The sequence below is a fragment of the Erythrobacter sp. genome, assembly GCA_019739335.1.
GTDB lineage: Bacteria > Pseudomonadota > Alphaproteobacteria > Sphingomonadales > Sphingomonadaceae > Alteraurantiacibacter.
The window spans coordinates 1687369-1713417 of the sequence record CP073261.1 but is presented as its reverse complement, the minus strand read 5'-3'; the positions used below and the strand labels follow the sequence as shown (position 1 = coordinate 1713417).

The following is a 26049-nucleotide window of genomic DNA, read 5'->3' as shown; positions in this document are numbered from 1 at the left end:
TGATTCCCCGGAACATCGCGCCGCCTCTTGCCGTTGGTCCTGCATTCACTCGCAATTGCAGGACCAGCACCATGACCAACGATCTCGAAACGCGCGACAAGGCGCATATCGCCGAAACGCCCGAAGAACCGGCAATGCCCGGCCACGAATCCGAACTCGACCGGCAGCCCAAGTGGCAGCCGCGCTATCCGGGATCGGGTCGCCTCGAAGGCAAGGTGGCGATCATCACCGGCGGCGATAGCGGCATCGGGCGGGCGACGGCCGTCCTGTTCGCCCGCGAAGGGGCCGATGTCGCGATTGCCTATCTCGAGGAACACGACGATGCACACGAAACCCGCGATGCCTGCGAGGCCGAGGGCGCCCAAGTGCTGCTCTGTCCCGGCGATCTCGGGGATCCCGTCCATTGCCAGAACTTCGTCGAGAAGGTGATCGGCAAATTCGGGCGGATCGACGTGCTGGTGAACAACGCGGGCGAGCAGCATCCCGATGAAGAGATCACCGACATCACGACCGAGCAGCTCCAGCGCACGTTCCAGACCAACATCTTCTCTATGTTCTATATGGTCCAGGCCGCGCGTCCGCACATGGGAAAAGGCTCGGCGATCGTCAATTGCACCAGCGTGACAATGTACAAGGGGGCAAAGATCCTGCTCGATTACAGCGCCACCAAGGGAGCGATCACCGCCTTTACCCGTTCGCTGAGCGAGAATCTGGTGAGCGACGGTATCCGCGTCAACGCCGTGGCGCCGGGACCGATCTGGACCCCGCTCAATCCCTTCGGCGGCCAACCTCCCGAGAAGATGGAGGATTTCGGCAAGGGCACTCCGATGGGCCGCCCCGGCGAACCGAACGAGGTTGCCCCCGCCTTTCTGTTCCTGGCTTGCGAGGACAGCTCCTACATGAGCGGCCAGGTGCTGCATCCCAACGGCGGGATAATCGTCAACGGATAGGCTTCGTGCTAACCCGGGGTGATGATTCGACGCCTTGGCCCCGGCGACCTTCCAGGATTGCGCGCGCTGAACCGACTGTTCGGCGAGGTATTCGATGAAGCGGAGAACTATACCGCAGCGCCGCCGGACGACGCGTACTGCGCGGAATTGCTCGCCGATCGGGATATCGTGCTGCTCCTTGCCGAAATGGATGGCCAGGCAGTTGGTGGGCTTGCCGGCTATATGTTGCGCAAGTTCGAGCGCGAACGAGCGGAATTTTTCATCTACGATCTGGGCGTTGATGAAGCCTTTCGGCGACAGGGAATCGCTACAGCGCTGATAGACCAGGCACGCCAGATCGCTCGCGAATGCGGCGCATGGACCGTCTTCGTCCAGGCCGACGTATTTCCGGAAGACGAACCCGCGCGCCGCCTCTATCGCAAGCTGGCGCGCGAGGAGATGACCGCGCTCCATTTCGACATCGCACCCTGACCGTCGAACCTTGGCGATTGTCGCCCCGCCCCCGCTTCGCTAAGGGCAGCGGCATCCCAATTCCACTGCAACATTGAAAAGACTCATGGCAGGCCATTCCAAGTTCAAAAATATCATGCACCGCAAGGGTGCGCAGGACAAAAAGCGGTCCAACCTCTTTTCCAAGCTCAGCCGCGAGATCACCGTGGCGGCGAAGATGGGGATGCCCGATCCGGACATGAACCCGCGGCTGCGGCTGGCGGTGAACGCCGCCAAGGCGCAGTCGATGCCCAAGGACAATATCCAGCGCGCGATCGACAAGGCCTCCGCCAACGACGGCGAGAATTACGAGGAAGTGCGCTACGAAGGCTACGGCCCCGGCGGCAGCGCGATCATTGTTGAGGCGCTGACCGACAACCGCAACCGCACCGCCACCAACATCCGCACCGCCTTCTCCAAAAACGGCGGCAACCTTGCCGCATCGGGCGCGGTGAGCCACGGGTTCGACCGCAAGGGGCTGATCGAATACCCCGCCAGCGCCGGGGATGAAGAGACCGTGCTGATGGCCGCAATGGAGGCGGGCGCGGACGATATTGAATCGAGCGAGGACGGCCATGTCATCTGGACCGAGGCCGATGTCCTGCACCAGGTCGCAGGCGATCTGGAAAAGGTGCTGGGCGCGGCGGACGGCGTGAAGCTGGCGTGGAAGCCCAGCCTCACGGTAGCGATGGACGAGAAGGATGCGGGCACGCTGATGAAGCTGGTCGATGCGCTCGACGACGATGACGACGTGCAGACCGTCTGGGGCAATTACGAGATCCCGGACGAAGTGATGGAGAAACTGGGCGGCTGATGTGGAGCCTGGTCGCCAAGGCATTGCTCGCAGGAGCGATGATCGCGGCGATCGCGGAAGTGGGCAAGCGCCTGCCGACCATGGCGGCGCTGGTCGCCAGCCTGCCACTGGTGTCGATCCTTGGCATGATCTTCCTGTGGCACGCACGGCCCGATGCGGAGAACATGGCGCGCCATAGCGAAGCGACCTTCTGGTTCGTACTTCCCAGCCTGCCGATGTTCCTCGCGATCCCGCTGATGCTGCGCAGCGGCCTGCCGTTCTGGCTGGCGCTGGCGCTCGGCTGCGCGCTCACCGTGGGGCTGTACCTGCTGATGGTGCAGTTCGGGCCGCGGCTGGGAATCCGGTTGTGACGCTCGCTTGCCGATGCGGGTAATCCCATGCTGATCCTCGGCCTCGATCCCTCGCTCTCCTGCACCGGCTGGGGCGTGATCCGCAGCGAGGGGAGCCGCCTGTCGCACGTCGCCAACGGGCAGATCGCCACCGATACCAAGGCCCCGATGGCACAGCGGCTGGCGCAGCTTCACCGTGAAGTCGCAGCGGTGATCGCCCTCCACGGTCCCGATCGCGCGGCCTGCGAGGAAGTGTTCGCCAATTCCAACGCCCAGAGCACGCTCAAGCTGGCGCAGGCGCGCGGGAGCGTGCTGGCGGCCTGCGGGGTCTCCGGACTGGAAGTGCACGAACATGCCGCGCGGCTGGTGAAGAAGGCAATTGTCGGCACCGGCGCGGCGGAGAAGGCTCAGGTGCAGGCGATGCTCAAGGTGCTGCTGCCGGGAGCGAAGATCGCCGGGGCCGACGCCGCCGACGCGCTGGCGGTGGCGATTGCCGACGCCAATCTGGGATAGGAGAGCCGCGATGTATCTCGTCGTATTCCGCAACCGCAAGCGCGCAGATATCGATCAGGCCACCTACAGCGCCGACGCCGCGCATATGGAAGCGATGGCCAAAGAACAGCCCGGCTACCTCTTCTTCAAGAGCTACACGGCAGACGATGGCGAAGTCGTCGCACTTTCCGAATGGACGGACGAAGCCAGCGCGCGGGCCTGGGGGCGGCAGGAAGAGCATCGCGCCATGCAGGCCCATTCACGCGCGGCCTATTACGCCAGTTACACGCTATTTGCCTGTTCGCCGTCACGGATACACAGATTCACCACCAAGGACGAAACATGATCCATTTCTACGGCATTCCCAATTGCGACACGGTGAAGAAGGCCCGCGCCTGGCTCGACGCACGCGGTCTCGAATACACCTTCCATGACTACAAGAAGGAAGGCGCCGATGTCGTCCAGCTCGAACAGTGGATCGGCGCCGAGGGGCTCGACGCGGTGCTCAACCGGCGCGGTACGACCTGGCGCAAGCTGCCCGACGCCGACAAGGCACGCGCCGACGATGCCGCCCACGCAGCGGCCTTGCTCGCCGAACAGCCGAGCATGATCAAACGCCCGGTGGTGGAGCATCCGGGAGGGCTGCTGGTGGGCTTCGACGCGGTGGCCTGGCAGGCGGCGCTGGGCGGTTGATCGGGCAGGCATGAACCCGCTGGAAATTGCCGCGGTGATGCTGGGGCTGGCCAACGTCGGCCTGCTCGTCCGGCGCAGCATCTGGAACTACCCCTTCGGCATGGCCATGGTGGCGCTCTACCTGTTGATCTTCTGGGAAGCGCGACTGTACGGCGAATCGCTGCTGCAGGTGTTCTTTTTCGTGGTGCAGGGGTGGGGCTGGTACCTGTGGGCCAAGGCGGGCGGTCTCGCGCAGCCAGTGCCGGTGCGGTGGATGGGCTGGCCTGCGCGCGTCGTCTCGCTGCTTGCCGTGGTCGCTGTGACCCTGTCGCTCGGCTGGGCCATGCACCGGTTCACCGATGCCGCCATGCCCTTTGCCGATGCCGCGATCACCGGGGCCAGCGTGGTCGCCCAGATATTGCTGTCGTGGCGGCGGGTGGAAAACTGGGTGCTATGGGTGGCGATCGATTGCGGCGCGATCTGGCTCTATATCGAGCGCGACCTGCACCTCACCGCAGGGCTCTACGTCGCTTTCCTGCTGCTGGCCATGCTGGGCCTGTTCCAGTGGGTGCGCGCTGCGCAAAGCGGCAAGGCCCCGGAGTGACCACGCGCGGCTTCCTGCTCGGCAAGTTCATGCCGCCGCACGCCGGGCACGTGGCGCTGATCGAGGCGGCGCAGGCGCTCGTGGACGAATTGACCGTGCTGGTCTGCTGGCTGCCGGACGATCCGATCGCGGGCGAGACGCGGCTCGGCTGGATGCGCGCGCTCTTCCCCGCGTGCCGGGTGCTCGGCCACGGCGAGGTGGTGCCGCAGGAACCCGACGAAAGCGCAGAGTTCTGGCCGGAGTGGCGCGGCATCGTGCGCACGGCCCATCCCGAACCGATCGACTATGTGTTCGCGGGGGAAGGCTATGGCGCGCGGCTGGCGCAGGAACTGGACGGGCGCTTCGTGCCCTTGGGCGGGCGCGTGCTGGGCATGGCGGACGTGCTTTCCGGCATCTCCGCAAGCGCGGTGCGCGCCGATCCGGCAGCGCACTGGGCGCTGCTGCCGCCTCCGGTACAGGTGCACTACAGGCGGCGGGTGTGCCTGCACGGGGCGGAGAGCACGGGCAAGTCGACCCTAGCGGCGCAGCTTGCCCAGCGCCTTGGAGCTATCGTCGTGGGCGAATACGGTCGCAGCCATTGCGAGGTCCACCGCGAACCGCTGACTATGGCCGACCTGCTGTTGATCGGCCGCGCGCAGCAGGCGATGATCGCCGCAGCGGAGCGCTGGGCAGGACCGATCCTGTTGGGCGACACCGATGCGCTGATGACCGCCGCATGGTGCGAAATGCTGCTGGGCGAGCGGCCCCATGAGCTGATGGATGCGCCAAAGGCCGATCTCTACCTGTTGCTGGAGCCGGACCTGCCCTGGATCGACGATGGCACCCGCTTTTTCGCCGATCCGGCTGAACGCGAGAAATTCGCCGCGATCACCGAACAGGTGCTGCGCGATGCGGGGGTACCCTTCGCGCGCATATCCGGCGCGGGCGAAGCGCGGCTGGCATCGGCCATGGCGGCGCTGGATGCGTGAAGTTGTCACAAACTGTTGGCAAAAGAGCTGCTTGGTTCAGTCTTCGACTGGTGCTCGCCAGTGGCACATTCAAGGATCCTTCATGCTGAAGCATTTGATAGCTATAACAACACTTTGCTGCGCAGCATTTGCCGCAATATCGGCGCCCGCTTTTGCGCAGCACGAAGGGGGTCGGACGATGCTGATTATCGCCCATCGCGGCGCATCGGGGGATCGGCCCGAACACACGCTGGCGGCCTACGAACTGGCAATCGACCAGGGTGCCGATTACATCGAGCCGGACCTTGTGGCGACGGCGGACGGCGTGCTGGTGGCCCGCCACGAGAACGAGATTTCCGGCACCACCGACGTCACCGACCGTCCCGAATTCGCCAGTCGTCGCACTACCAGGGTGATCGACGGCGAGGAAGTCACCGGCTGGTTCACCGAGGACTTCACCCTCGCCGAACTCCGCACCCTGCGCGCGCGTGAACGGCTGCCGGAGATCCGCCCGCAGAACACTGCTTTTGATGGGCTCTATCAGGTACCCACACTGTCAGAGATCATCGCATTGGTGCGCGCCAAAGAGGCCGAGACCGGCCGGGTGATCGGGCTTTACCCGGAGATCAAGCATCCGACCTACTTCGCCGGGATCGGCCACGATTTGGCGGCGATCCTGGTCGAGCAACTGCACGCCGCAGGATATCGGGGCGCGGACGCCCCTGTGTTCATCCAGAGCTTCGAGGTAGCGCCTCTGCGGCGGCTCGATACGATGACCGAGCTGCGGCTCGTGCAACTGGTAGCGGCGGAGGGCGGACCTGCGGACGAGCCCGCAATGGCCTACGCGCAGATGGTAACGCCAGTGGAGCTGGCAGCGATTGCGCAGTATGCTGACGGGATTGGGGCTGCCTTACCTCTCTTGATTGGCGATATGGGACTCCCGCTCAGCCTCACCATGGACGCTCATGCTAGTGGCTTGCTCGTCCATGCATGGACAGCGCGAAAGGAGAACGCTTTTCTCCCGGATTTGCTGCAATCGTCTGACGATTTGAGTGCAACAGGGAACCTGCCTGCACTCATAGTTCTGCTCGATCTGGCGGGAGTCGATGGCGTATTTACCGATGATCCGGGGATCGTCCGCTCGACGATTCCTGAGGATGGGGAAGCAAATCTGCTTCGAACCGTCATGACTACTGGTGCAGACGGACGTTAGCGATTCCGCGCCGTCAGGATGTAGTTCAGCGCCATGTCGTCCGACAGGTGCAGCCCCTTCACCGGAGAGAAGCCGATGCCCTTCACCTGCATCACTTCCAGCCCTGCCACCGCCAGCAGGTCGGTCAGCTCATCGGGCGTCACGAAGTCCTCCCAGTGATGCGTGCCGCGCGGGACCATGCCGAGCAGTTCCGCCCCCTCCACCAGCAGCGCGCGGCTCGCCAGCGTGCGGTTGGGGGTGGACATCACCAGCAGCCCATCCGGCGCGAGGTGCGCGGCGAGGGCAGCGGCGAACATGCGCTTGTCGGCAACGTGTTCGATCACTTCCATGCAGGTGACCAGATCGAACTGGCCCAGCCCCAGGGTGGCCAGCTCGCCGGGAACATAGCGAATATCCAGCCCCGCGCCCTCGGCATGCAGCGCGGCGACCTGGGTGTTCTCCGGCGCGGCGTCGACGCCCGTCACCGCAGCACCCAGCCTTGCCAAAGGTTCGCAAAGCAGCCCTGCCCCGCAACCCACATCGAGCGCCGCCTTGCCCGCCAGCGGTTTCCCCTGCCCGAGATCGCCGCCCCAGTGCAGGTCGATCGCGTCACGGATAAACCCCAGCCGCACCGGGTTCAGCCGGTGGAGCATCGCCGAGGAGCCCTTCGGGTCCCACCATTCGCGCGCCAGCTTGCCGAAATGCGCCGCCTCTTCGGGGCGGATGGTGGCCGAACTGGTTGCAGTTGTGACAGTTGCATCGCTCATCACGCCATCCTAACAGCGCGCCGGGGATTCAACCATACCTGCAAAGAGAGTGGCGAGAGAACACCGTGGCACGGATAGTGATGAAATTCGGGGGCACCTCGATGGCGGGGACCGAGCGGATTCGCCGCGTCGCCAACCTCGTGCGCGCGCAGGCGGCCGGAGACGGTTTTGGCGGCAACGAGGTCGCCGTGGTGGTCAGCGCGATGGCGGGGGAGACAGACCGGTTGGTCAACTTTTGCCGCGAGGCCAACCCGCTCTACGATCCGGCCGAATACGATGTGGTCGTCGCTTCAGGCGAACAGGTGACCAGCGGGCTGCTTGCGCTAACCCTGCAGGCGATGGGCTGCAAGGCGCGCTCATGGCTCGGCTGGCAATTGCCGCTGCGCACTTTTGCCAATCATGCCAATGCCCGCGTGGGCGATATCCCGGCCGACGCGATGGTTGCGGCCATGGCAGCGGGCGAGATTGCGGTGATCCCCGGCTTCCAGGGTATCTCCGACCTCGGTCGCATCACCACCATGGGGCGCGGCGGATCGGATACTTCGGCAGTGGCCATTGCGGCGGCGATCGGGGCGGACCGCTGCGACATCTACACTGATGTCGACGGGGTCTACACCACCGATCCCCGCATCGTGGCGCGGGCGCGCAAGATCAAGCATATCTCGTTCGAGGAAATGCTCGAACTGGCCTCGGTCGGCGCCAAGGTTCTGCAGACCCGTTCGGTCAGCATGGCGATGAAGCACAATGTGCGGGTGCAGGTGCTTTCGTCCTTCGTCGATGAGGACGCCCCGCCCGCCGATACCCTGCCCGGCACTATGATCGTGTCCGAGGAAGAAATGAGTAGATTACTGGAGGAAGGCCAAGTGGAACGCCAGTCCGTTACCGGCATCGCGCATGACAAGAACGAAGCGCGCGTGGTGCTCACCCGCGTGCCCGACAAACCCGGCGCGGTGGCCGAGATCTTCACCCCGCTCGGCGATGCCGGCATCAACGTCGATATGATCATCCAGAACGTCGGCCGCGACAAGGGCGAGACCGACGTGACCTTCACCGTCCCGCAGGCCGAACTGGCGCGGGCCCAGGCGCTGCTGGAAGACAAGCGCGACCTGATCGGCTTCAACCGCATCATCACCGATGCCAAGGTGGCGAAGATCTCCGTGGTCGGCATGGGGATGAAGAGCCACGCGGGCGTGGCGGCGACGATGTTCAAGGCATTGGCCGATCGCGGCATAAACGTGCAGGCGATTTCGACTTCGGAAATCAAGGTTTCCGTGCTGATCGACGAGGACGAGACAGAACTGGCGGTGCGCGTGCTGCACACCGCCTACGGGCTCGATGCGGAAGATCCGGTGGCTTGAGCGGACCATAGGTTCGCGACGACAACGCCGCGAACCCTCAGAGCGTCAGTTGAACTGGATGGTGTAGACCGCGCAGACATCGACGTTGCGCTGTTCGATTTCCCGTCCGCTCGCTAGCCGCGCCTTAAAGTCGAAACGGCAGGCGCCCGAAGCATCGTCCACCGTCACGTTCCAGTTCTGCCCTGCTGCCAGCACGCCCGATCCCAGCCGGTCCTCCCCCCAGCCGCTGGCAGCGACGTTGGACCAGTAGAGGTACATGATGGTTTCGCCGGTAGCATTGACGATGGAGACATCCCGGTTGTTGCCGTCATTCGATCCCAGCACCACGCCGCCGGGCTTGCCAGAAGCGGCCACTGGCGCCACGCTGTCATAAACCAGATCGGTGAGCGACACCTGGTAGAGATTGTAGACTCCGCCAAGGTTGGTGGTGGTCAGGTCGAACTCCTCGCACTCCACCCCGCTGGCGCGGTACAGTACAGCGGAGGTGCGATCGGTCAGGCCGTAGTCCGAATGCGCCGTGGCCCCGCGCGAATTGGTGATGACGTAATCGAGATCGGTGTCGCCGTCGCCGGCAATGTCGATGCGGACCTGCGGGTTGCAGATCGACAGGTCCACCCGGTGCACGCCATTGGCTTCCACCCGGTAGCTGGCCGTGCTGACCGAGGCGCCGTCATTGTTCTGCAGCGTGTTCATGGACACGTCCATCAGGTTCCAGATATTGCCAAGATTGCGCGTTTCGACAGTGAAATTCTCGCATTCCACGCCGGGGCGGCGGCGCAGGGTGGCCACCGTCTCGTCGCTGAAGCCGTAGTCCGAATGGACAATCTCGCCGCGCGAATTGCGGATCACGTAATCGAGGTCGGTATCGTCATCGCCATTCAGCCGCACTTCGACCACCGGATTGCACACGGTCAGTTCGGTGGTGTGCGTGGCATTCGCTTCTACGCGATAGCTGTCGGTTTGTGCCGCTACGCTCCCCGAAGCGAATGCGAAGCCTAATGTGGCCACCGCGATCGCAATCATGCGTGAGAATTTCATTGTTCGAAGCCCCCTGTCGTCTTGCAGGATTCGCCCCGAATCCATCGCAAGGACGCTATGATTCTTCGCTCGCCGCCGCAAGATGTTGTGGTAAAACTAACAGCATTCTTCACCGACGCTTCGATCCTTGTCATCTGCGCGCAAATTGCAATCGCTTGTCCGCAAGCGAGGCCGTGGCTAAGGGGGGCGCGCATGGACACCTATCCCAAGACCCACGCGCTGATGGCGCGCGCCACCCAGTTTCTCGGCACCGAACACGCCATCATGTGTGGCGCAATGAGCTGGGTTTCCGAACGCCACCTTGTTGCCGCGATCAGCAACGGCGGCGGGTTCGGGGTAATTGCCTGCGGTGCAATGACGCCCGAACTGCTCGACGCCGAAATCGCCGCGACCAAGGCGCTGACCGGCAAGCCGTTCGGCGTGAACCTCATCACCATGCACCCGGACCTGTTCGCCCTGATCGGGGTGTGCGAGCGGCACGGGGTCAGCCACGTGGTGCTGGCTGGCGGTATTCCGCCCAAGGGCAGTGTGGAGGCGATCAAGGCCTTCGGCGCGAAAGTGATCGTGTTCGCGCCCACGCTAGCGCTGGCGAAGAAGCTGCTGCGGAGCGGAGCAGATGCGCTGGTGATCGAAGGCAGCGAGGCGGGCGGGCATATCGGCCCGGTCTCCACATCGGTGCTGGCGCAGGAATTTCTGCCCGAACTGGCGCAGGAATTTGTGGTCTTCGTGGCCGGCGGGATCGGCACCGGGACAATGATCGCCGCCTATCTGGAAATGGGCGCGAGCGGCGTGCAGCTCGGCACCCGCTTCGCTTGCGCCACCGAGAGCATTGCCCATCCCAAGTTCAAACAGGCCTTCTTCCGCGCCAAGGCCCGCGATGCCGAAGCCAGCGTCCAGGTCGATCCGCGCCTGCCGGTGATCCCGGTGCGGGCGCTGAAAAACAAGGGCACAGAGGAATTCACCGCCAAACAGCGCGAAGTCGCCAGAATGCTCGACGAAGGTCAGGTGGACATGGGCGAGGCCCAGTTGCTGATCGAACGCTTCTGGGCTGGAGCACTGCGCCGCGCGGTTATGGACGGCGATGTGGAAAGCGGCTCCTTGATGGCGGGCCAATCGGTCTCGCTGGTGCGCGAGGAAGAGCCCGCGGCAACTATCATCGCGACGCTGATGGCGGAGTGCGAAGCGGCGCTGCGGCGGCGGTGATCAGCCGTATTTGTCGGTGAATTGCTCGTCCTCCATCGTCATGTAGACGATCCCTTCGATCAACCCGAGGATGGCCGGGATTCCGGTCCAGAAGAACAGCGTGTAGAGGACCCCCTGGCCAACCCGGCCAAGATAGTACTTGTGCGCGCCCATCCAGCCGAGCAGCAAGGCAAGCAGGAAAGCGGCGATCTTGTTCTTCGAGCCGGTGCGCGGAGCGACCCGTCGCAGCTGCGTGCGCATGGCCGGATCGAGAACCTCGCCGCAATGACGGCATTTCTTTGCGCGAGCGGAAATCTCCTCATCGCAGACCGGGCAATTCACCCGGTCCTCGGCAGTCGCTGGCAAGGAAGCGGGCTCGTCCACTGCAACCCTGACGCTTGGATTTGTAATATCCAACGGGCCCTTGCGGCTCAGCCTGCGGATTTCTTCGACGCGCTTGTCCATGTCCCCGAGGATGCCCGCAAACGGGAACGGAATCCAGTCCTAGCAGTACTGGCATTTCCCGAAAGCACGATACCAAGGCTTGCCTTAAGGTGCGAGCCAGCTGCGCAGGACCATTGCGACGGCTCCCAGCACGGCAACACTCGCCGCCCAGATGCCCGCCATCCAAAGCAGTCGCTTCCACAAGGAAGACGGCTCACTTACGTTTTCTTCAGCGCTATCGCTTCGCTGCTTGAGCGCCATCAGTGATACCCCTCGTCGGCCACCTTCCCGCGGAATACCCAGTAGGCCCAGGCTGTGTAGCCGATGATGAGCGGCATGGTGATCGCCACGCCTACCAGCATGAAGATCTGGCTCCGTTCCGGCGCGGCGGCGTCCCATATCGTGATCCCCGGCGGCACGACATAGGGCCACATCGTCACGCCCAGTCCGGCCATGCCGAGGAAGAATAGCGCAATGGCGAGCCAGAAGGGCTTAGAATGCCGCTCCGTCGATAATGCCCGAAGCAGCGCCAGCGCCACTAGTCCCGTCAGAACCGGCACCGGCGCGGCGAAGTAAATCTCCGGCGCGGTCAGCCAGCGGGCGGCATAGTCGGCATTGAGCGCGAGATTGTACAGGCTCACCGTGCCCATCAGCGCGAAAGTGGCCAAGGCGGCGCGTTTGCCCAGCTTGCGGGCGTGGTCCTGCGCCGGTCCTTCCAGCTTCCAGACCAGCCATGCCGCGCCGAGCAGCGCATATCCCGCCAGCGTGCCCAGCCCGGTGAGCAGCGTATAGGGCGTCAACCAGTCCCACCAGCTACCCGAGTAGGAGCGGCCGGTTACTTCGATGCCCTGCAACAATGCGCCAAGGATCATCCCCTGCGCCATGGCCGCGACAATGCTCCCGCCGGTAAAGGCCGCGTCCCAGTACCGCCGGTGGCCCGGATCGCGCCAGCGGAACTCGAAGGCGACGCCGCGAAACACCAGCCCCAGCAGCATGGCGATAATCAGCGGATAGGTTGCGGGCAGGATCACTGCGTAGGCAAGCGGGAAGGCCGCGAACAGGCCGCCGCCGCCGAGCACCAGCCAGGTCTCGTTGCCGTCCCACACCGGCGCGATGGAATTCATCGCCCGGTCTCGCTCGCTGCCGACGGCGAAGGTGGGGAAGAGAATGCCGATCCCCAGATCGAACCCGTCCATCACCACATAGGCGAAAATGCCGAAGGCGATGATGAAGGCCCAGATTACGGTGAGATCAATGGCCATCGGTCGCCTCCCCCTTCGAGGTGGGCAGGACATCGGGATCGCCGGGGTTCTGAGTCGGCCCTGGTGTGATCCCGGCGGTGCGGATCGGCCCGCTCTCGCCGCGCTTCACGCCAATCTCGCCGGTGTGTGGGATGTGGCCCATCAGCTTGAGGATATAGAGGGTGCCCGCGCCGAACACGGCGAAATAGATTACTACGAAAGCCAGCAGCGATGCGCCGACAGCGGGTGCATCGAGCGGGCTGGCAGCATCGGCGGTGCGCAGCAGGCCGTAGATCACCCAAGGCTGGCGGCCGACCTCGGTAGTGATCCATCCGGCGATCACCGCGACAAAGCCCGATGGCCCCATCACCAGCGCGGCGCGGTGCAACCAGCGCCAGTCGTACAGCCGCCCGCGCGTGCGTGCCAGCAGGCTCCATGCGCCGATCGCCAGCATGGCCATCCCGATCGAGACCATCACCCGGAACGACCAGAACACGATTCCGACCGGCGGCTGCTCGTCATCTGGAATAGTGTCAAGCCCGGCCAGCGGGGCATCGAGATCGTGCTTGAGGATCAGGCTGGAAAGCTTGGGAATGCCGAAGGCGTAATCGAGCCGCTGCTCGTCATCGTTGGGGATCCCGAACAGGTAGAGCGGTGCGCCTTCGGGGTGGCTTTCGTAGTGGCCTTCCATCGCCATGACCTTGGCGGGCTGATGCTCCAGCGTGTTGAGCCCGTGCATATCGCCGACGAAAATCTGGACCGGGGCAACCAGCGCCGCCATCCACATCGCCATCGAGAACATGGTTCTTGCGTGAACATTGGTGCGGTCGCGCAGCAGGTGCCACGCACCCACGCCGCCGACCACGAAGGCCGTGGTGAGATAGGCGGCGATCACGGTGTGGACCAGCCGATAGGGAAAGCTGGGATTGAAGACGATGTCCCACCAGCTCGGACCCGGCAGGAACTGACCGCTGGCCGCTATTTCGAACCCCACCGGAGTCTGCATCCAGCTGTTGACCGAGAGAATCCAGAAGGCCGAAACGAAGGTCCCGGCAGCGACCATACAGGTGGCGAAGAAGTGCAGCCTCTTGCCCACCTTGTTCATCCCGAACAGCATCACGCCGAGGAACCCGGCTTCGAGGAAGAAGGCGGTCAGCACTTCATAGGCCATCAACGGCCCGATCACCGGCCCGGCCAGATCGGAGAACACCGACCAGTTGGTGCCGAACTGGTAGGACATGACGATGCCCGAGACGACCCCCATCGCGAAAGTCACCGCAAAGATCTTCAGCCAGTATTTGAACAGGTCGAGATAGCGCTGCTGCCCGGTCTTCAGCCACAGCCCTTCGAGCACCGCAAGGAAGCTCGCCAGCCCGATGGAAAAGGCCGGAAAGATGAAGTGGAAGCTCACCGTGAAGGCGAACTGGATGCGGGCGAGCAACAGGGCGTCTGCCTGATCGAACATAGGCTGGCTCTCTAGCACAAGTGGCGGTTCCGCCGAAGCGGCTCAACCGCACCAGGTGTTGCGGTGTTTGCAACAGGGATGCCGATGCGTCCCGGGAGGGTAGGACGCACCGGCAAGGCAGCAGGTCAATCGACCTTGGTCATCCGCAGGTACGGCTTGAGGGTGGTGAAGCCCTGCGGGAATTTGGCCCTCGCGTCCTCGTCGCTTACCGAAGGCGGGATGATGACATCGCCGCCCGGCACCCAGTCTGCCGGAGTGACGACGCCCGCGCGATCGGCCAATTGCAGGCTGTCGATCACCCGCAGGATCTCGGCAAAATTGCGCCCCACGCTCATCGGATAGGTCATCATCAAGCGGATCTTCTTGGCGGGATCGATGATGAAGACCGAACGCACGGCAGCAGTTTCGCTCTGGCCGGGATGGATCATGTCGTAGAGGTTTGCAATCTTCAGGTCGGCATCGTCGACGATCGGGAATTGCAGGTCCACGCCCTGCGTTTCGTTGACATCGGCGATCCACGCGCGGTGCTCGGCAGCGGTATCGGTAGAGAGGCCGAGCGGCTTCACGTTGCGCTTGGCGAACTCCCCGGCGAGCCGCGCGGTGGCACCCATTTCGGTGGTGCAAACGGGCGTAAAATCGGCCGGGTGGCTGAAGAAGAACACCCAACTGTTACCTGCCCACTGGTGCAGGCTGATCGGCCCGATGGTGCTGTCGGTAGTGAAATCGGGGGCGGTGTCGCCAATGTGCAGGCTCATGTCGATTCTCCGTTGATTGATAGGGGCGTGATACGCGCCCGTCGGATGATCGGCAAATTCAATTATCAACTTACACTAAACGATTATCTCATAATGTGCATTTGCCAGGGAATTGGCGATATTTGGCAAGGAAATTGGCTATTAATCATTGAATTTCGTAAAGTGAATACCGCCGAATCTGCACTGCCTTCTCTCAAATCATCCCGCGCGCAAAGTCGTCGGGTGGGCCAGTGGCAGACCCGTCATCCGGCAGCAGCTCGGCAAAGGCGCGCGATTGGGAAAGGTAGACCCTGCCGTTGAGTTCTTCGACGAAATGGGTGCGTTGCAGGCGGTCCATCACCGGGCCTTTGACTTCAGACAGGTGCAGCCCGATCCCGCCGTCCGCCAGCCGGTGGTTGATCGCTTCGAGGCTCTCCAGCCCTGAGGCATCGATCTCGTTGACCGCGCTGGCCATCAGGATCACGTGGCGCAGCTCGGGCCGTTCGGCCACGCGCTCCAGCACATATTCCTCCAGCCAGCGGGCGTTGAGGTATGTCAGGCTTTCGTCGATGCGGATCGAGAGCACATGCGGCGCGGTGAACACCTGATGCCGCTCGACATTGCGGAAATGTTCGGTCTCCGGCACCCGCCCGACAATCGCGGCGTGCGGGCGGCTGGCGCGCCACAGGTAGAGAAGCAGGCCCACCGCCACCCCCGCGATCACGCCAAGCTCGACTCCCGCCAGCAGCGTGACGCCGATGGTGGCCATATGCGCGGCGAAATCGGGCTTCGAATAGATCCACAACTGGCGCGGGGTCTTGAGATCGACCAGGCTTAGCACCGCAACGATGATCGTTGCCGCCAGGGTGGCAATCGGCAAGCTGAACAACAGCGGAGTAAGGAACAGGCTGGCGAGCGCGATGCCCACGGCGGTGTAGGCTCCGGCGGCGGGGGTCTCGGCCCCGGCATCGAAATTCACCACCGAGCGGGCAAAGCCGCCGGTCACCGGATAGCCGCCGGAAAGGGCGCTGGCGATGTTCGATGCGCCGAGGCCGATCAGTTCCTGATTGGGGGCAATCCTTTGGCGCCGCTTGGCGGCCAAGGTCTGCGCCACCGAGACGCTTTCGACAAAGCCGATGATCGAGATCAGCAGCGCGGGCACCCAAAGCTGCTCGATCAGCGCGAGGTCGGTAGAGGGCAGAGCGAAGGGTGGCAGCCCGGCGGGGATCGCGCCGACAAGGTTCACGCCCTTTTCGCCCAGCTCCAGCGCTACCGCGGCAAGGATTGTCACCGCCACTGCGAACACCGGTCCTGCCTTGGCCGCGATTTCCGCGGTGCGCGGTTTCAGGCCCAGCTTGACCAGCGCAGGCTTCAATCCCTTGCGCACCCAGAACAGGAACAGGGTGGTCGGTATGCCGATCGCCAGCGTCCAGACATTCGTTTCCCCTATCGTCGAGGCCAGTCCGCCCAGCATGTCGGGCCAATTGTCCCCGCCTGCCGAGATGCCGAGAATGTGCTTCACCTGGCTGGTAGCGATCAACACTCCGCTCGCGGTGATGAAGCCGCTGATGACGGGATGAGAGAGCAGGTTGGCGAGGAAGCCCATCCGCAGCACCCCCAGCACTGCCAGCATCACGCCCGAAAGCGCGGCCAGCGTGATCGCCGCTTCCCAGTATTCGGGCGTTCCCTGTGCCGCTACCGCACCCGCCGCGCTCGCGGTCATCAGGCTGACCACCGCCACCGGCCCCACCGCCAGCGTGCGGCTGGTGCCGAAAATGGCGTAGGCGACCAGCGGCAGGATGCTGGCATAGAGGCCGACCACCGGCGGCAGTCCCGCCAGCAGCGCATAGGCAAGGCTTTGCGGGATCAGCATGATGGTGACGATCACCGCCGCCACCAGATCGTTGGTCAGCACCGCGCTGTTGTAGCGGCGGCCCCAGTCGAGAATGGGAAAGGTGCGGGCCAGCGCACCGATTGCTCGGGGGGAAGCGCTGGCCCGCGGCCCTTCGGGAGAGACCGCTTCGGGGGGCGAAGCGGCCAGGTGCGACCCGTCGGGCTTATCGATAGACATTAAACGTCCTTCGGCTGCAAAAGGTTACTGCCGCGCAAGAAAATCAGGGCGCGATGAGGTTGCCCGGTCCCGCCAGCCATTCGCGGCCCTTGAGCATCCCGTTCCAGTAGATCCACGGCAGCGCATCGGCTTTCAGCATCCATGAGAGGCGCTGCGCCTTGGTGCCGTCGATCAGCCACTTCGGAAAGCTGGGCTGCAGCACCCCGCCATAGCCGAATTCGGCCAGCACGATCTTGCCGCGCTCTACCGTCAGGGGGCAGGAGCCGTAGCCGTCATAGCCCACGGTCGGCTGCTTGCCGTCGAGCACGTTGAGCGCGTTCACCGCCACCACCGGCGCCTGCTTGCGCACGGCAGCGGCGGTCTTGGCATTGGGCATGCCGCCGGCATCGCCCAGCGCGAAGACATTGGGATAGCGCACATGCTGGAGCGTGTGATGCTCCACATCGGCAAATCCGCTGGCCGCCGCGAGCGGGCTACTGGCGATAAAGTCGGGCGCGACCTGCGGCGGGACGACATGCAGCATGTCGAATTCCACCACTTCCTCGCCTTCGGCAGTGGCGAAGGTCGCCTGCCGGTTCGGCCCGTCCACCTTCACCAAATTGCTGCCGAGCCGCAGCCCGATGCCGTATTTCTCGACATATTCCATCAGCGCCGGGACATAGGCCTCGACCCCGAAGAGCACGCCGCCTGCATTGCGGAACTGCACGTCGATGGCGTTCAACACCCCGGTATGCCGCCAGTGATCGCACGAGAGGTACATCGCCTTCTGCGGCGCGCCTGCGCATTTGATCGGCATCGGCGGCTGGCTGAAGATCGCGCGCCCGCTCTTCAGGCCCTGCACCAGTTCCCAGGTGTAGGGCGCGAGATCGTAGCGGTAATTGGAGGTGACGCCGTTCTTGCCCAGCGTCTCTTCCAGCCCCGCAATCTTCTCCCAGGCCAGCCGGATGCCGGGGGAAACAATCAGCAGGCGATAAGTGATTTCGGACCCGTCTTCGAGCGTGACCAGATTGCGTTCGGGATCGAAGCGGGCGGCTGCGCCATGCAGCCATTTGGCGCGGTCCGGCATGACATCGGCCATGGCCCGGCGCGTCTGTTCGGGCTGGAACACCCCGCTGCCCACCATCGTCCAGCCGGGCTGGTAGAAGTGATCCTCCGCCGGTTCGATGATCGCAATATCGAGCCCCGGTCGCCGCGCCAGCAGCGAGGAGGCGACGGCAATACCGCCCGCGCCACCGCCGACGATAACGATCTCATGGCTGGCGTTCACGACGAAAGATGCCCGGCAAGGCTGGAGAGATCATACCCCGCCGCCGCCGCGCGTGCGATCCGCTCTTCGACGGGGAGGTCCATCGGGTTGGCCAGCGCATCCATCGTGATCGAACGGGTGCCGCTGCGGCAATAGGCGAGCACCGGTCCGGTCGCTTCCTGCCGGATGCGGCGGAATTCGGCGAGCGCCTCGGAAGGGAACATTCCGCCGCTTACCGGCACATGATGGAATTCTAGCCCCGCAGCCTCTGCCGCCGCGCGCAGCACTGCCAGCGGCGGCTGGCCGGGTTCCTCGGCGTCGGGGCGGTTGCACATCACCGTGGTGAAACCCAGCTCCGCCAGCGCCGCCATATCCTCCGGCTGCACTTGCGGGGCGACCGCGAATGTCTCGTCTACTTGCCGAATATCCATTACGCCTTGCCTTCCATCAACCGGTGCAGTGCCATCCCTGCCAGCAGCGCGACCACAAAGATCGCCGCGCTGACCGGCTCGATGGCGAGCGCGGCGAAACCCGGACCGGGGCACAGGCCAGCCACGCCCCAGCCTATCCCGAACAGCGCCGCACCGCCCAGCAATTTCGGATCGAGATCTTTCGATGTCGGAACGTGAAACCCTTCATCGAACAAGGGCCGCGCCATGCCGGGAACGATCCGCCAGGCAATCGCCATCACCACCAGCGCTCCGCCCATGACGAAAGCGAGGGTCGGGTCCCAATTGCCGAACAGGTCGAGGAACCCGCGCACCCGCGCCGGATCGGTCATCCCGCCGACAGTGAGACCCGCGCCGAACACGGTTCCGGCAACAAGGGTGACAATGGGGCGCATCATGTCAGCTTCTCGCGCAGGTCTTGATGCCGAACGGCAGGTAGGCAGGACAAGTGCCGACAAGACTGGTGAGGACAAACACTGCGGCAACGACATAGGCGACTATCGCCCAGGTGCCGGTGATCGCGCCCGTCGCAGCCAGCGCCACCAGGACGATGGCAACCACCAGACGCAAACCGCGATCAAGCGAACCCATATTCTTGCTCATGACAGTACCTCCATGCCGAGTGCATTCATTATCGTGACGGTGGCTATGCCGGTGCCGATAAACACCAGCGTGGCGACAATCGAGCGGACCGAGAGGCGGCTGATCCCGCAGACGCCGTGGCCGCTTGTGCAGCCGCTGCCCACGCGGGTGCCGAAGCCGACCATCAGGCCGGCGATCACCAGCGGAACAGGGCCGGCAAAGCTGGGCTCCAACCCGCCCATTGCCAGAGCAATTAGGAAGGCGCCGAGCGGCAGCCCGATGATAAAGGCAAAGGCGCTGGTGCGGTCCATCCCGCTGCCGCCCATGCCAGCCGCCTTGGCCGCGATGCCGGAAACGCCCGCGATTCGGCCGACGCCCAGCAGCATGATCGCTGCCGCCAGTCCGATCAGTCCGCCGCCGATCAGGCCTTCGACGGGAGCTGCGTCTGGGAAGCCGGGAATAATCATACCGCGTTCACCGGAATCTTGAGGTAGGTCACGCCATTCTCCTCCGCCGGGGGCAAATGTCCGGCGCGCATGTTGACCTGCACGCTCGGCAGGATCAGCCGCGGCATGTCGAGCGTCGCATCGCGTGCTTCGCGCATCTGCACGAATTCGTCTTCGGTCACCCCGTCATGCGCGTGGATATTGCCTTCGCGCTCCGCCGCCACGGTGGTTTCCCAAACGTAGTGATTGCGGTTCTTGGGGAGGTAATCGTGGCACATGAACAGCCGTGTGGCAGGCGGTAGCGAGAGGATCCGGCGCAGGCTCTGAAACAGCTTGCGGGCATCCCCACCAGGAAAATCGGCGCGAGCGGTGCCATAATCGGGCATGAACATCGTATCGCCGACGAACACCGCATCGCCCACGACGTAGGCAATGCAGGCGGGGGTGTGGCCGGGGACGTGCAGCACTTCGACTTCGAGGTTGCCGATGGCAAAGGTATCGCCGTCAGCAAACAGCACGTCGAATTGCGAACCGTCATGAGCGAAATCGCTGCCGGTATTGAACAGCTTGCCGAACACGTCCTGCACCGTCGTGATATGCTCACCGATAGCGATCTTGCCCCCAAGCCTTTCCTGGAGGTAGGGCGCGGCTGAAAGATGATCGGCGTGAGCGTGGGTTTCCAGCAGCCATGTCACTTTCAGATTATGTGTAGTAACATGATCGATCACGCGGTTCGCGGCATCAAAGCCCGTGCGGCCCGAAGACGGGTCGAAGTCGAGCACCGAGTCGACGATCGCTGTTTCTTTCGTCGCCGGGTCGGTGACGACGTAGGTGACGGTAAAAGTCGCTTCGTCAAAGAAACCCGTCACTTCCGGGCGCAGCGCGGCATCGGCCTGCGCGCGCTCGACGAGGGCATGGGCCTTGGCGAGTGCAGAATCGGTGGCGCTCATCGCAATCTCCAATTAAATTACATAAAATGTGTATATGACTTGCATTCGATTTGTCAAGTGCTAGTCAGTGCCGATGAGCAACGAAACCACTCTCCAGCCACTTGGCGCTGGTCTGCGTATAGGCGACCAGGCACCTGACTTCACCGCCCGCAGCACCTGCGGCGATGTTCGGCTGTCCGACTTCGCCGGAAAATGGCTGATCCTGTTTTCGCACCCGGCGGACTTCACCCCGGTCTGCACCACCGAATTCGTCGAACTGGCGCGGCGGGCGGAAGACTTCGCTGCGCGCGACTGCAACCTGATGGCGCTATCGGTGGACAGCCTGTTCTCGCACCTCGCGTGGCTGCGCCTGATCCGCGACCGCTTCGACGTCGAGGTGCGCTTCCCCATAGTGGAAGACCCGACGCTGGTGGTGGGCCGCGCCTATGGCATGGTCCACCCGCAGGACGATGACAGCGCGACAGTGCGTACCACCTTCTTCATCGATCCCGAAGGCACGATCCGGGCGATGACCTGCTACCCCGCCAATGTCGGTCGTTCAGTGCCGGAAATGTTGCGGCTGCTCGATGGCTTGCAGGCGGTAGATGCGCAGGGTGCGCTCGCCCCTGCCAACTGGCAGCCGGGGGACGCGCTACTCGCCCCGCCACTCACCGGCCTCGACGATGTCTATCGCGCCAAGGGCGATGGTGACTGGTTCCTGCGCGATGCCAAGCCCGCGAAGGGGAGGGGCAAGTGAGCGCCGAGCCGCCGATCGAGGCGCTGAAAGCCGTCGCCCATCCGCTGCGCTTCCGCATTCTCGAAGCATTGCAGAGTGGGGAACGCAATGTCGGCGAGATCGAGCAGGCGACTGGTATCACCCAGCCTTCACTCTCGCAGCAACTCGCCGTGCTGCGCGCCGCTGATCTGGTGGAAACCCGCAAGGATGCGAAGCTGGTCTATTACAAGTTGGATGGCAAAAGCCTTTCCGCACTGGCCGCTGCCCTGGGCCAGTTTGCCGGAGACAATGCTTCACCGGCCCCGCCTGCCCGCCGCCGCGCCGCCGGAGCGGCCAATTTTGCTCGCCTGACCTAGCGACTTTCTCCGGCCAGCAAAGCCAGCAGCGCAAAGCTCGCCAGCCAGTGCGAGCCCATGTAATCGCCGTCCACCGCGCCCATCGACGCGGCGAGGTGGTGCCGGGCATTCTCATCGGGCAGGTCCAGTTCGCGCCAGCACCAGGCGCGGGTGAAGTTTACGCCATCGAGATGCGCGGCCTTGCCGTCGGTCGGGTCGGTGACAAGTGCGGGCGTGAAAAATGCCACCGGTTCGCCTCTATCGAGGTGCGGCAGGAAAGCAGCAAACCACCCGGCAAAGTCATCCGGCGCAAGCATTTGCCGCATGAGCGCGGCTTCCACCAGTATCGGCGAAAGGAATTCGTCGCCTCCGGGTTCGTTGCAGGGCAGGGCGCGATCCTCGGCAAAGAACCTCTTGCCCGACTGCTCGATCAATCCGGCCAAATCGCTATCGAAGACTCTCGCCCATTCAAGTGAGATTCGCAGCGCAAAAGCCGTATTGGCATGCGCACCGTGACGGATCGGATGCGCTAGCGTAGCGAGGTAATCGCGCCAGCCTGCCGCGAAGTGCCGAGCCAGCGGCTCCAGTCGATCGGCCCATCCGTGACCTTCATGACGACTGGCCTCAAGCTGCAGGTAGAGCAGCCATGCCCAGCCATAGGGCCGCTCGAACCCGCGCGCGGTCGGACGCCGGGCATAGGACAATTCGGCCGCGAGATTGGCCTCGCTCAACGTCTCCTCTGCCAGCGCGGCGATTTGTGCCGCTCCGGGCAAGCCGGGATACAGGCGACGAATGGTCAACAGCGTCCACCAGCTATGGACACAGCTATGCCAGTCATAGCTCCCGTAGAAGGCGGGGTGCAGTTCGCGCGGCGAACGGGCATCCTCTGGCCCGACCATCACATGATCGAGCTTGTTGGGATATTCCTGCGCGACATGCCCCAGCGCGGTGCGGGCGAAGCGCGCGGCTAATACTGCGCCGAGCTTCATTCCGCTTCCCCATAGCCGCCACCACCAGGCGTACGGATCACCACAACATCCCCCGGCCCGACATCCGCCGCGCCGGTTGCGCCCAGCGTGGTGACCGAACCATCGTCGTGCTCGACAAAGGTATCCCCCGGATGCGCGTCGCCGCCACCCATGATCCCCCGCGGGGCCACCAGCCGGCGATTGGCGAGGATCTGCGCCCGCATCGGTTCGAGGAAGGCGATCCGCCGTTCAACTCCGTCTCCGCCGCGATGTAGCCCCGCGCCGCCCGAACCCTCGCGGATCGAAAAGCTTTCCACCCGCACCGGCAGCCGGGTTTCGAGCACTTCGGGATCGGTCAGGCGCGAATTGGTCATATGCGTCTGCACCGCGCTGGTGCCGTCGAAATCCGGCCCCGCGCCCGACCCGCCGCAGATCGTTTCATAATATTGCCGCGTCGCGTCGCCGAAGGTGAAATTGTTCATCGTTCCTTGTGACGGTGCCAGGGCCCCGCAGGCGGCGAGCACGCAATCGGTGACGACCTGGCTGGTCTCGACATTGCCCGCCACGATCGCCGCGGGCGGCTGCGGCGCAAGCATCGATCCGGGCGGAATGCGCAGGGTGACCGGGCGCAGGCAACCGTCGTTCAGTGGCACCTCGTCGTCGATCAGGCAGCGCAGGGCATAGAGCACAGCAGCGCGTGTAATCGCTTCAGGAGCGTTGAAATTGTCGGGCAACTGGTCGCTGGTCCCGGCGAAATCGAACAGCGCCATACGTTTGTCTCGGTCGATAGTGATAGCCAGACAAACCTGCGCACCGTTGTCCATCGCGTAGCTGAACCGGCCTTCGGGCAAGTGACGCAACAGCGCCCGCACCGCCGCTTCGCCGTTGTCGAGCACGTGGCCCATATAGGCGGCGACCACTTCCCCGCCATGCTCTGACGCCGCCGCCTTGAGCAGGTCCGCCCCGCGCGCGCAGGCAGCGAGTTGCGCCTTCAGGTCGGCCAGGTTGCGATCCGGATTGCGCGCCGGATGCGGGCCGGAGCCGAGCAGGGCGCGCATCTCCGCTTCGCAAAGGTGCCCCTCGTCCACCAGCAGCACATCGTCCAGCCGCACCCCTTCGTCATCGATGCTGCGGCTGTCGGGCGGCATCGAGCCAGACGCGATTCCGCCGACATCGGCATGGTGGCCGCGCGCGGCGACGAAGGCGTCGGGGCTGGTGCTGCCGTCACTCCAGAACACCGGCACGATCACCGTTATATCGGGCAGGTGGGTGCCGCCGTGGTAGGGATCGTTGAGGCAATAGGCATCGCCGCGCCGAATGCCGCGCGCGCTCTCGGCGCGATTTGAAATCACACGGCGGATACTCGCCGACATACTGCCCAGATGCACCGGAATATGCGGCGCATTGGCGATCAGCGACCCCTCGGCATCGAACAGCGCGCAGGAGAAATCCAGCCGTTCCTTGATGTTGACCGAGCTGGCCGTGGCTTCGAGCACCACGCCCATTTCTTCGGCAATCGCCATGAAGCGATTGTTGAACAGCGCAAGGCGGAGCGGATCGACCGCAAGATCGTCAGGCGTGCTTTCTGCTTGATGCTGCGCGCGCGAGGCAGTGCGGGTGACCACATAGCTGCCGCAGGATCTCCGCCGTGCTTGCCAGCCCTTCTCGACGATCAGGGTAGAGCCGTCTCCGGCGATCATGGCCGGGCCGGTTACCTCGGCTTCGTCGCCTGTCTCCGCCGCCTCCACACCGTCCAGCCCCCCGGCGCTCCCCTGCGCTTCCACGCTCAGGGCTTCGAGCACTACCGGAGCGTTGTCGTCCGACCAGCCAAAGCGGTGGCGGTGTTGGGTGCGGAACGCGACATCGGCATCGTCGGTCAATGGCAGGTCGAGCGTCGTATCGCTGCCTTCGAACCGGAGCCGCAGGCGTGGTGTGAGCGATATGCGATCCGCAGAGATGCCCTGCGCCAACAGGTCGCCCTTGGCCTGCTCCTCCAGCATGGCGAGCGCCGCCGAAAAATCTTCAACCAGTGGCTTCACCACCCCCGCCTCGCGGATTGCCACCACCGGGGCAAGGCCGATGCCGTAGGCGCTCAGCATCCCGGCGAGCGGGTGGACCAGCACTGTTGCCATTCCCAGTTCGTCCGCCACGCGGCAGGCGAATTGCCCGCCTGCGCCGCCGAAACTGGCGAGCGCATGGCTGGAGACATCGTGCCCGCGCGCGGTGCTGATCTTGCGGATGGCATTGGCCATTTCGTCCACCGCCAGCGCGAGGAAAGCCTCGGCCAGTTCCTTCGCGCTTACCGGCGTCGGCAGCGTGGTGCGCATTTCCTCCAGCCGCGCCAGCGACGCTTCGGGATCAAGCGGCAGATTGCCTTCAGCGCCGAATACGTGCGGGAACTGCGCCGGGTCGATCCGGTCCAGTACCAGGTTACAGTCGGTCACCGTCAGCGGCCCGCCCTTCCGATAGCAGGCCGGACCAGGGTCCGCCCCTGCGCTTTGCGGGCCGACGCGCAGCCGCTGCCCGTCGAACCAGCACACCGAGCCGCCGCCCGCCGCCACCGTGTGCAACTGCATCATCGGCGCGGCAATCCGGACGCCTGCTACCACGCTGCTGCCGGTCCGCTCATACTCGCCCGCATAGTGGCAGACATCGGTGCTGGTTCCGCCCATGTCGAACCCGATCAGCTTGGTATAGCCGAGCGCGGCACTGGTCTGCACCATGCCCACCACGCCTCCCGCCGGGCCGGACAGCACGGCATCCTTGCCGCGAAAGGCATGGGCGTCGGCCAGCCCGCCGTTCGATTGCATGAAGCGCAGGGCGCCATGATCGGGCAGCCGTGCGGCCAGTTGTTCGACATAGGTGCGGATCACCGGCGAGAGATAGGCGTCCGCCACGGTGGTATCGCCGCGGGGCACCAGCCGGATCAGCGGCGAGACCTCATGGCTGGCGCTCACCTGCGTGAACCCCAGTTCGCGGGCGATTGCCGCCAGCCTTGCCTCATGATGGGTGAAGGTCCAGCCGTGCAGCAGGATGATCGCGAGCGCTTCCACCCCTTGTTCGCGCAGGGCCACCAGATCGCGCCGCGCGGACTCCTCATCGAGCGGGTGGATCACTTCACCCTGAGCGCCCACCCGTTCGTCGATTTCGATCACATGCCGTTCGAGCCGTTCGGGAAGGACGATATGGCGGGCGAAAATATCCGGCCGCGCCTGATTGCCGATCCGCAGCGCATCGCGGTGGCCGCGGGTGATGGCCAGTGCCACTTTCGCGCCCTGCCGTTCCAGCAGCGCATTGGTGGCGATGGTGGTGCCGATCCGCAGTTCGGAAATTGGGGCAGGACCGTGCTCGGCCAAGATCCGCCGTACGGCCTCGCTGGCGGCATCGGCATAGTGCTCTGGGTTGCTTGAAAGCAGCTTTGCCGTCGCCAGCCGCCCGTCGGGCAATTGCGCGACTACGTCGGTAAAGGTGCCGCCGCGATCGATGGCGAAGCGATAGGAGCCGGTCATGCGCGCCGGTCTAGGCATTCGCTCCGCCCGCGTCGAGCGGTTGCGCCGTGCCCTCTTCGC

At 64.3% G+C, this 26049-nt stretch carries 30 protein-coding genes; 14 read left to right on the top strand and 16 right to left on the bottom strand.

The features are described from left to right. Positions 1–71: 71 nt before the first annotated feature. The 10 genes from JY451_08515 (at position 72) to JY451_08470 (ending at position 6510) form a co-directional block, all read left to right on the top strand. Positions 72–950: an SDR family oxidoreductase gene (locus JY451_08515; protein QZH73823.1), complete on the top strand. Its 879-nt coding sequence runs from the start codon at positions 72–74 to the stop codon at positions 948–950. Positions 951–971: 21 nt separating this feature from the next. Then, positions 972–1421, top strand: coding sequence for a GNAT family N-acetyltransferase (locus JY451_08510; GenBank protein QZH73822.1), 450 nt, complete (start codon positions 972–974; stop codon positions 1419–1421). An 85-nt stretch (positions 1422–1506) separates the two neighbouring features. Continuing rightward, complete coding sequence (locus tag JY451_08505; protein ID QZH73821.1) at positions 1507–2253, top strand: YebC/PmpR family DNA-binding transcriptional regulator; 747 nt, start codon at positions 1507–1509, stop codon at positions 2251–2253. Beyond that, positions 2253–2603, top strand: a complete 351-nt coding sequence (locus tag JY451_08500; protein ID QZH73820.1) for a DUF3147 family protein — start codon at positions 2253–2255, stop codon at positions 2601–2603. The genes JY451_08505 and JY451_08500 overlap by 1 nt, the downstream gene beginning before the upstream one ends. A gap of 27 nt (positions 2604–2630) precedes the next feature. Further along, the gene (gene ruvC / locus JY451_08495; GenBank protein QZH73819.1) at positions 2631–3095 is read left to right on the top strand and encodes a crossover junction endodeoxyribonuclease RuvC; all 465 of its coding nucleotides are present in this window, start codon (positions 2631–2633) and stop codon (positions 3093–3095) included. A gap of 10 nt (positions 3096–3105) precedes the next feature. Further along, positions 3106–3420, top strand: a complete 315-nt coding sequence (locus tag JY451_08490) for an antibiotic biosynthesis monooxygenase (protein ID QZH73818.1) — start codon at positions 3106–3108, stop codon at positions 3418–3420. After that, positions 3417–3767, top strand: coding sequence for an ArsC family reductase (locus tag JY451_08485; protein QZH73817.1), 351 nt, complete (start codon positions 3417–3419; stop codon positions 3765–3767). Before JY451_08490 ends, JY451_08485 begins: the two co-directional genes overlap by 4 nt. Positions 3768–3777: 10 nt before the next feature. Beyond that, on the top strand, positions 3778–4350 hold the full coding sequence (locus JY451_08480) for a nicotinamide mononucleotide transporter (protein ID QZH73816.1): 573 nt from the start codon (positions 3778–3780) through the stop codon (positions 4348–4350). Next, complete coding sequence (locus JY451_08475) at positions 4311–5318, top strand: AAA family ATPase (protein ID QZH73815.1); 1008 nt, start codon at positions 4311–4313, stop codon at positions 5316–5318. The genes JY451_08480 and JY451_08475 overlap by 40 nt, the downstream gene beginning before the upstream one ends. Positions 5319–5400: 82 nt before the next feature. Next, entirely contained in the window at positions 5401–6510 is a 1110-nt protein-coding gene (locus JY451_08470; GenBank protein QZH73814.1) for a glycerophosphodiester phosphodiesterase, read from the top strand. On the opposite strand, the gene ubiG is transcribed toward JY451_08470, so the two are convergent. Next, positions 6507–7256, bottom strand: a complete 750-nt coding sequence (ubiG, locus tag JY451_08465) for a bifunctional 2-polyprenyl-6-hydroxyphenol methylase/3-demethylubiquinol 3-O-methyltransferase UbiG (protein QZH73813.1) — start codon at positions 7254–7256, stop codon at positions 6507–6509. The genes JY451_08470 and ubiG overlap by 4 nt on opposite strands. Before the next feature lie 80 nt (positions 7257–7336). Here ubiG and JY451_08460 point away from each other — a divergent pair, with 80 nt between their 5' ends. After that, positions 7337–8614 carry an aspartate kinase gene (locus JY451_08460; protein QZH73812.1) on the top strand — a complete coding sequence of 426 codons (1278 nt, stop codon included), beginning with the start codon at positions 7337–7339 and terminating at the stop codon, positions 8612–8614. Positions 8615–8659: 45 nt separating this feature from the next. On the opposite strand, the gene JY451_08455 is transcribed toward JY451_08460, so the two are convergent. Then, positions 8660–9652 (bottom strand): hypothetical protein, encoded by a 993-nt coding sequence (locus JY451_08455; GenBank protein ID QZH73811.1) that lies wholly within the window; start codon positions 9650–9652, stop codon positions 8660–8662. Between the two features lie 192 nt (positions 9653–9844). Here JY451_08455 and JY451_08450 point away from each other — a divergent pair, with 192 nt between their 5' ends. Further along, entirely contained in the window at positions 9845–10855 is a 1011-nt protein-coding gene (locus tag JY451_08450) for a nitronate monooxygenase (GenBank protein ID QZH73810.1), read from the top strand. Here JY451_08450 and JY451_08445 read toward each other — a convergent pair whose 3' ends face one another. The 12 genes from JY451_08445 to JY451_08390 form a co-directional block, all read right to left on the bottom strand. Beyond that, the gene (locus JY451_08445) at positions 10856–11095 is read right to left on the bottom strand and encodes a TM2 domain-containing protein (GenBank protein ID QZH76651.1); all 240 of its coding nucleotides are present in this window, start codon (positions 11093–11095) and stop codon (positions 10856–10858) included. It abuts the gene before it with no gap. A 288-nt stretch (positions 11096–11383) separates the two neighbouring features. After that, on the bottom strand, positions 11384–11539 hold the full coding sequence (locus tag JY451_08440) for a DUF2474 domain-containing protein (protein QZH73809.1): 156 nt from the start codon (positions 11537–11539) through the stop codon (positions 11384–11386). Then, a complete protein-coding gene (gene cydB / locus JY451_08435) occupies positions 11539–12540 on the bottom strand; it encodes a cytochrome d ubiquinol oxidase subunit II (protein QZH73808.1) in 1002 nt (333 codons plus the stop codon). The genes JY451_08440 and cydB overlap by 1 nt, the downstream gene beginning before the upstream one ends. After that, a complete protein-coding gene (locus JY451_08430) occupies positions 12530–13984 on the bottom strand; it encodes a cytochrome ubiquinol oxidase subunit I (GenBank protein QZH73807.1) in 1455 nt (484 codons plus the stop codon). The genes cydB and JY451_08430 overlap by 11 nt, the downstream gene beginning before the upstream one ends. 125 nt (positions 13985–14109) lie before the next feature. Further along, positions 14110–14739: a peroxiredoxin gene (locus JY451_08425; GenBank protein QZH73806.1), complete on the bottom strand. Its 630-nt coding sequence runs from the start codon at positions 14737–14739 to the stop codon at positions 14110–14112. 193 nt (positions 14740–14932) lie between these two features. Continuing rightward, complete coding sequence (gene sulP / locus JY451_08420; GenBank protein ID QZH73805.1) at positions 14933–16789, bottom strand: sulfate permease; 1857 nt, start codon at positions 16787–16789, stop codon at positions 14933–14935. 43 nt (positions 16790–16832) lie between these two features. Beyond that, positions 16833–18038 carry an NAD(P)/FAD-dependent oxidoreductase gene (locus JY451_08415; protein ID QZH76650.1) on the bottom strand — a complete coding sequence of 402 codons (1206 nt, stop codon included), beginning with the start codon at positions 18036–18038 and terminating at the stop codon, positions 16833–16835. Between the two features lie 14 nt (positions 18039–18052). Continuing rightward, positions 18053–18466: a TIGR01244 family phosphatase gene (locus JY451_08410; GenBank protein ID QZH73804.1), complete on the bottom strand. Its 414-nt coding sequence runs from the start codon at positions 18464–18466 to the stop codon at positions 18053–18055. Beyond that, positions 18466–18882: a YeeE/YedE family protein gene (locus JY451_08405; protein ID QZH73803.1), complete on the bottom strand. Its 417-nt coding sequence runs from the start codon at positions 18880–18882 to the stop codon at positions 18466–18468. Before JY451_08405 ends, JY451_08410 begins: the two co-directional genes overlap by 1 nt. 1 nt (position 18883) lies before the next feature. After that, positions 18884–19087, bottom strand: coding sequence for a DUF2892 domain-containing protein (locus JY451_08400; GenBank protein QZH73802.1), 204 nt, complete (start codon positions 19085–19087; stop codon positions 18884–18886). After that, positions 19084–19533: a YeeE/YedE family protein gene (locus JY451_08395; GenBank protein QZH73801.1), complete on the bottom strand. Its 450-nt coding sequence runs from the start codon at positions 19531–19533 to the stop codon at positions 19084–19086. Before JY451_08395 ends, JY451_08400 begins: the two co-directional genes overlap by 4 nt. Continuing rightward, positions 19530–20462, bottom strand: a complete 933-nt coding sequence (locus JY451_08390; GenBank protein ID QZH73800.1) for an MBL fold metallo-hydrolase — start codon at positions 20460–20462, stop codon at positions 19530–19532. Before JY451_08390 ends, JY451_08395 begins: the two co-directional genes overlap by 4 nt. A 73-nt stretch (positions 20463–20535) precedes the next feature. On the opposite strand from JY451_08390, the gene JY451_08385 reads away from it, so the two are divergent. Then, positions 20536–21198 carry a peroxiredoxin gene (locus tag JY451_08385; GenBank protein QZH73799.1) on the top strand — a complete coding sequence of 221 codons (663 nt, stop codon included), beginning with the start codon at positions 20536–20538 and terminating at the stop codon, positions 21196–21198. Next, the gene (locus JY451_08380) at positions 21195–21533 is read left to right on the top strand and encodes a winged helix-turn-helix transcriptional regulator (protein QZH73798.1); all 339 of its coding nucleotides are present in this window, start codon (positions 21195–21197) and stop codon (positions 21531–21533) included. The genes JY451_08385 and JY451_08380 overlap by 4 nt, the downstream gene beginning before the upstream one ends. Here the strand turns inward: JY451_08380 and JY451_08375 are convergent. Continuing rightward, positions 21530–22501, bottom strand: a complete 972-nt coding sequence (locus JY451_08375) for a DUF2891 domain-containing protein (protein QZH73797.1) — start codon at positions 22499–22501, stop codon at positions 21530–21532. The genes JY451_08380 and JY451_08375 overlap by 4 nt on opposite strands. Beyond that, entirely contained in the window at positions 22498–25989 is a 3492-nt protein-coding gene (locus JY451_08370; GenBank protein ID QZH73796.1) for a hydantoinase B/oxoprolinase family protein, read from the bottom strand. Before JY451_08370 ends, JY451_08375 begins: the two co-directional genes overlap by 4 nt. Positions 25990–26049 lie beyond the last annotated feature (60 nt).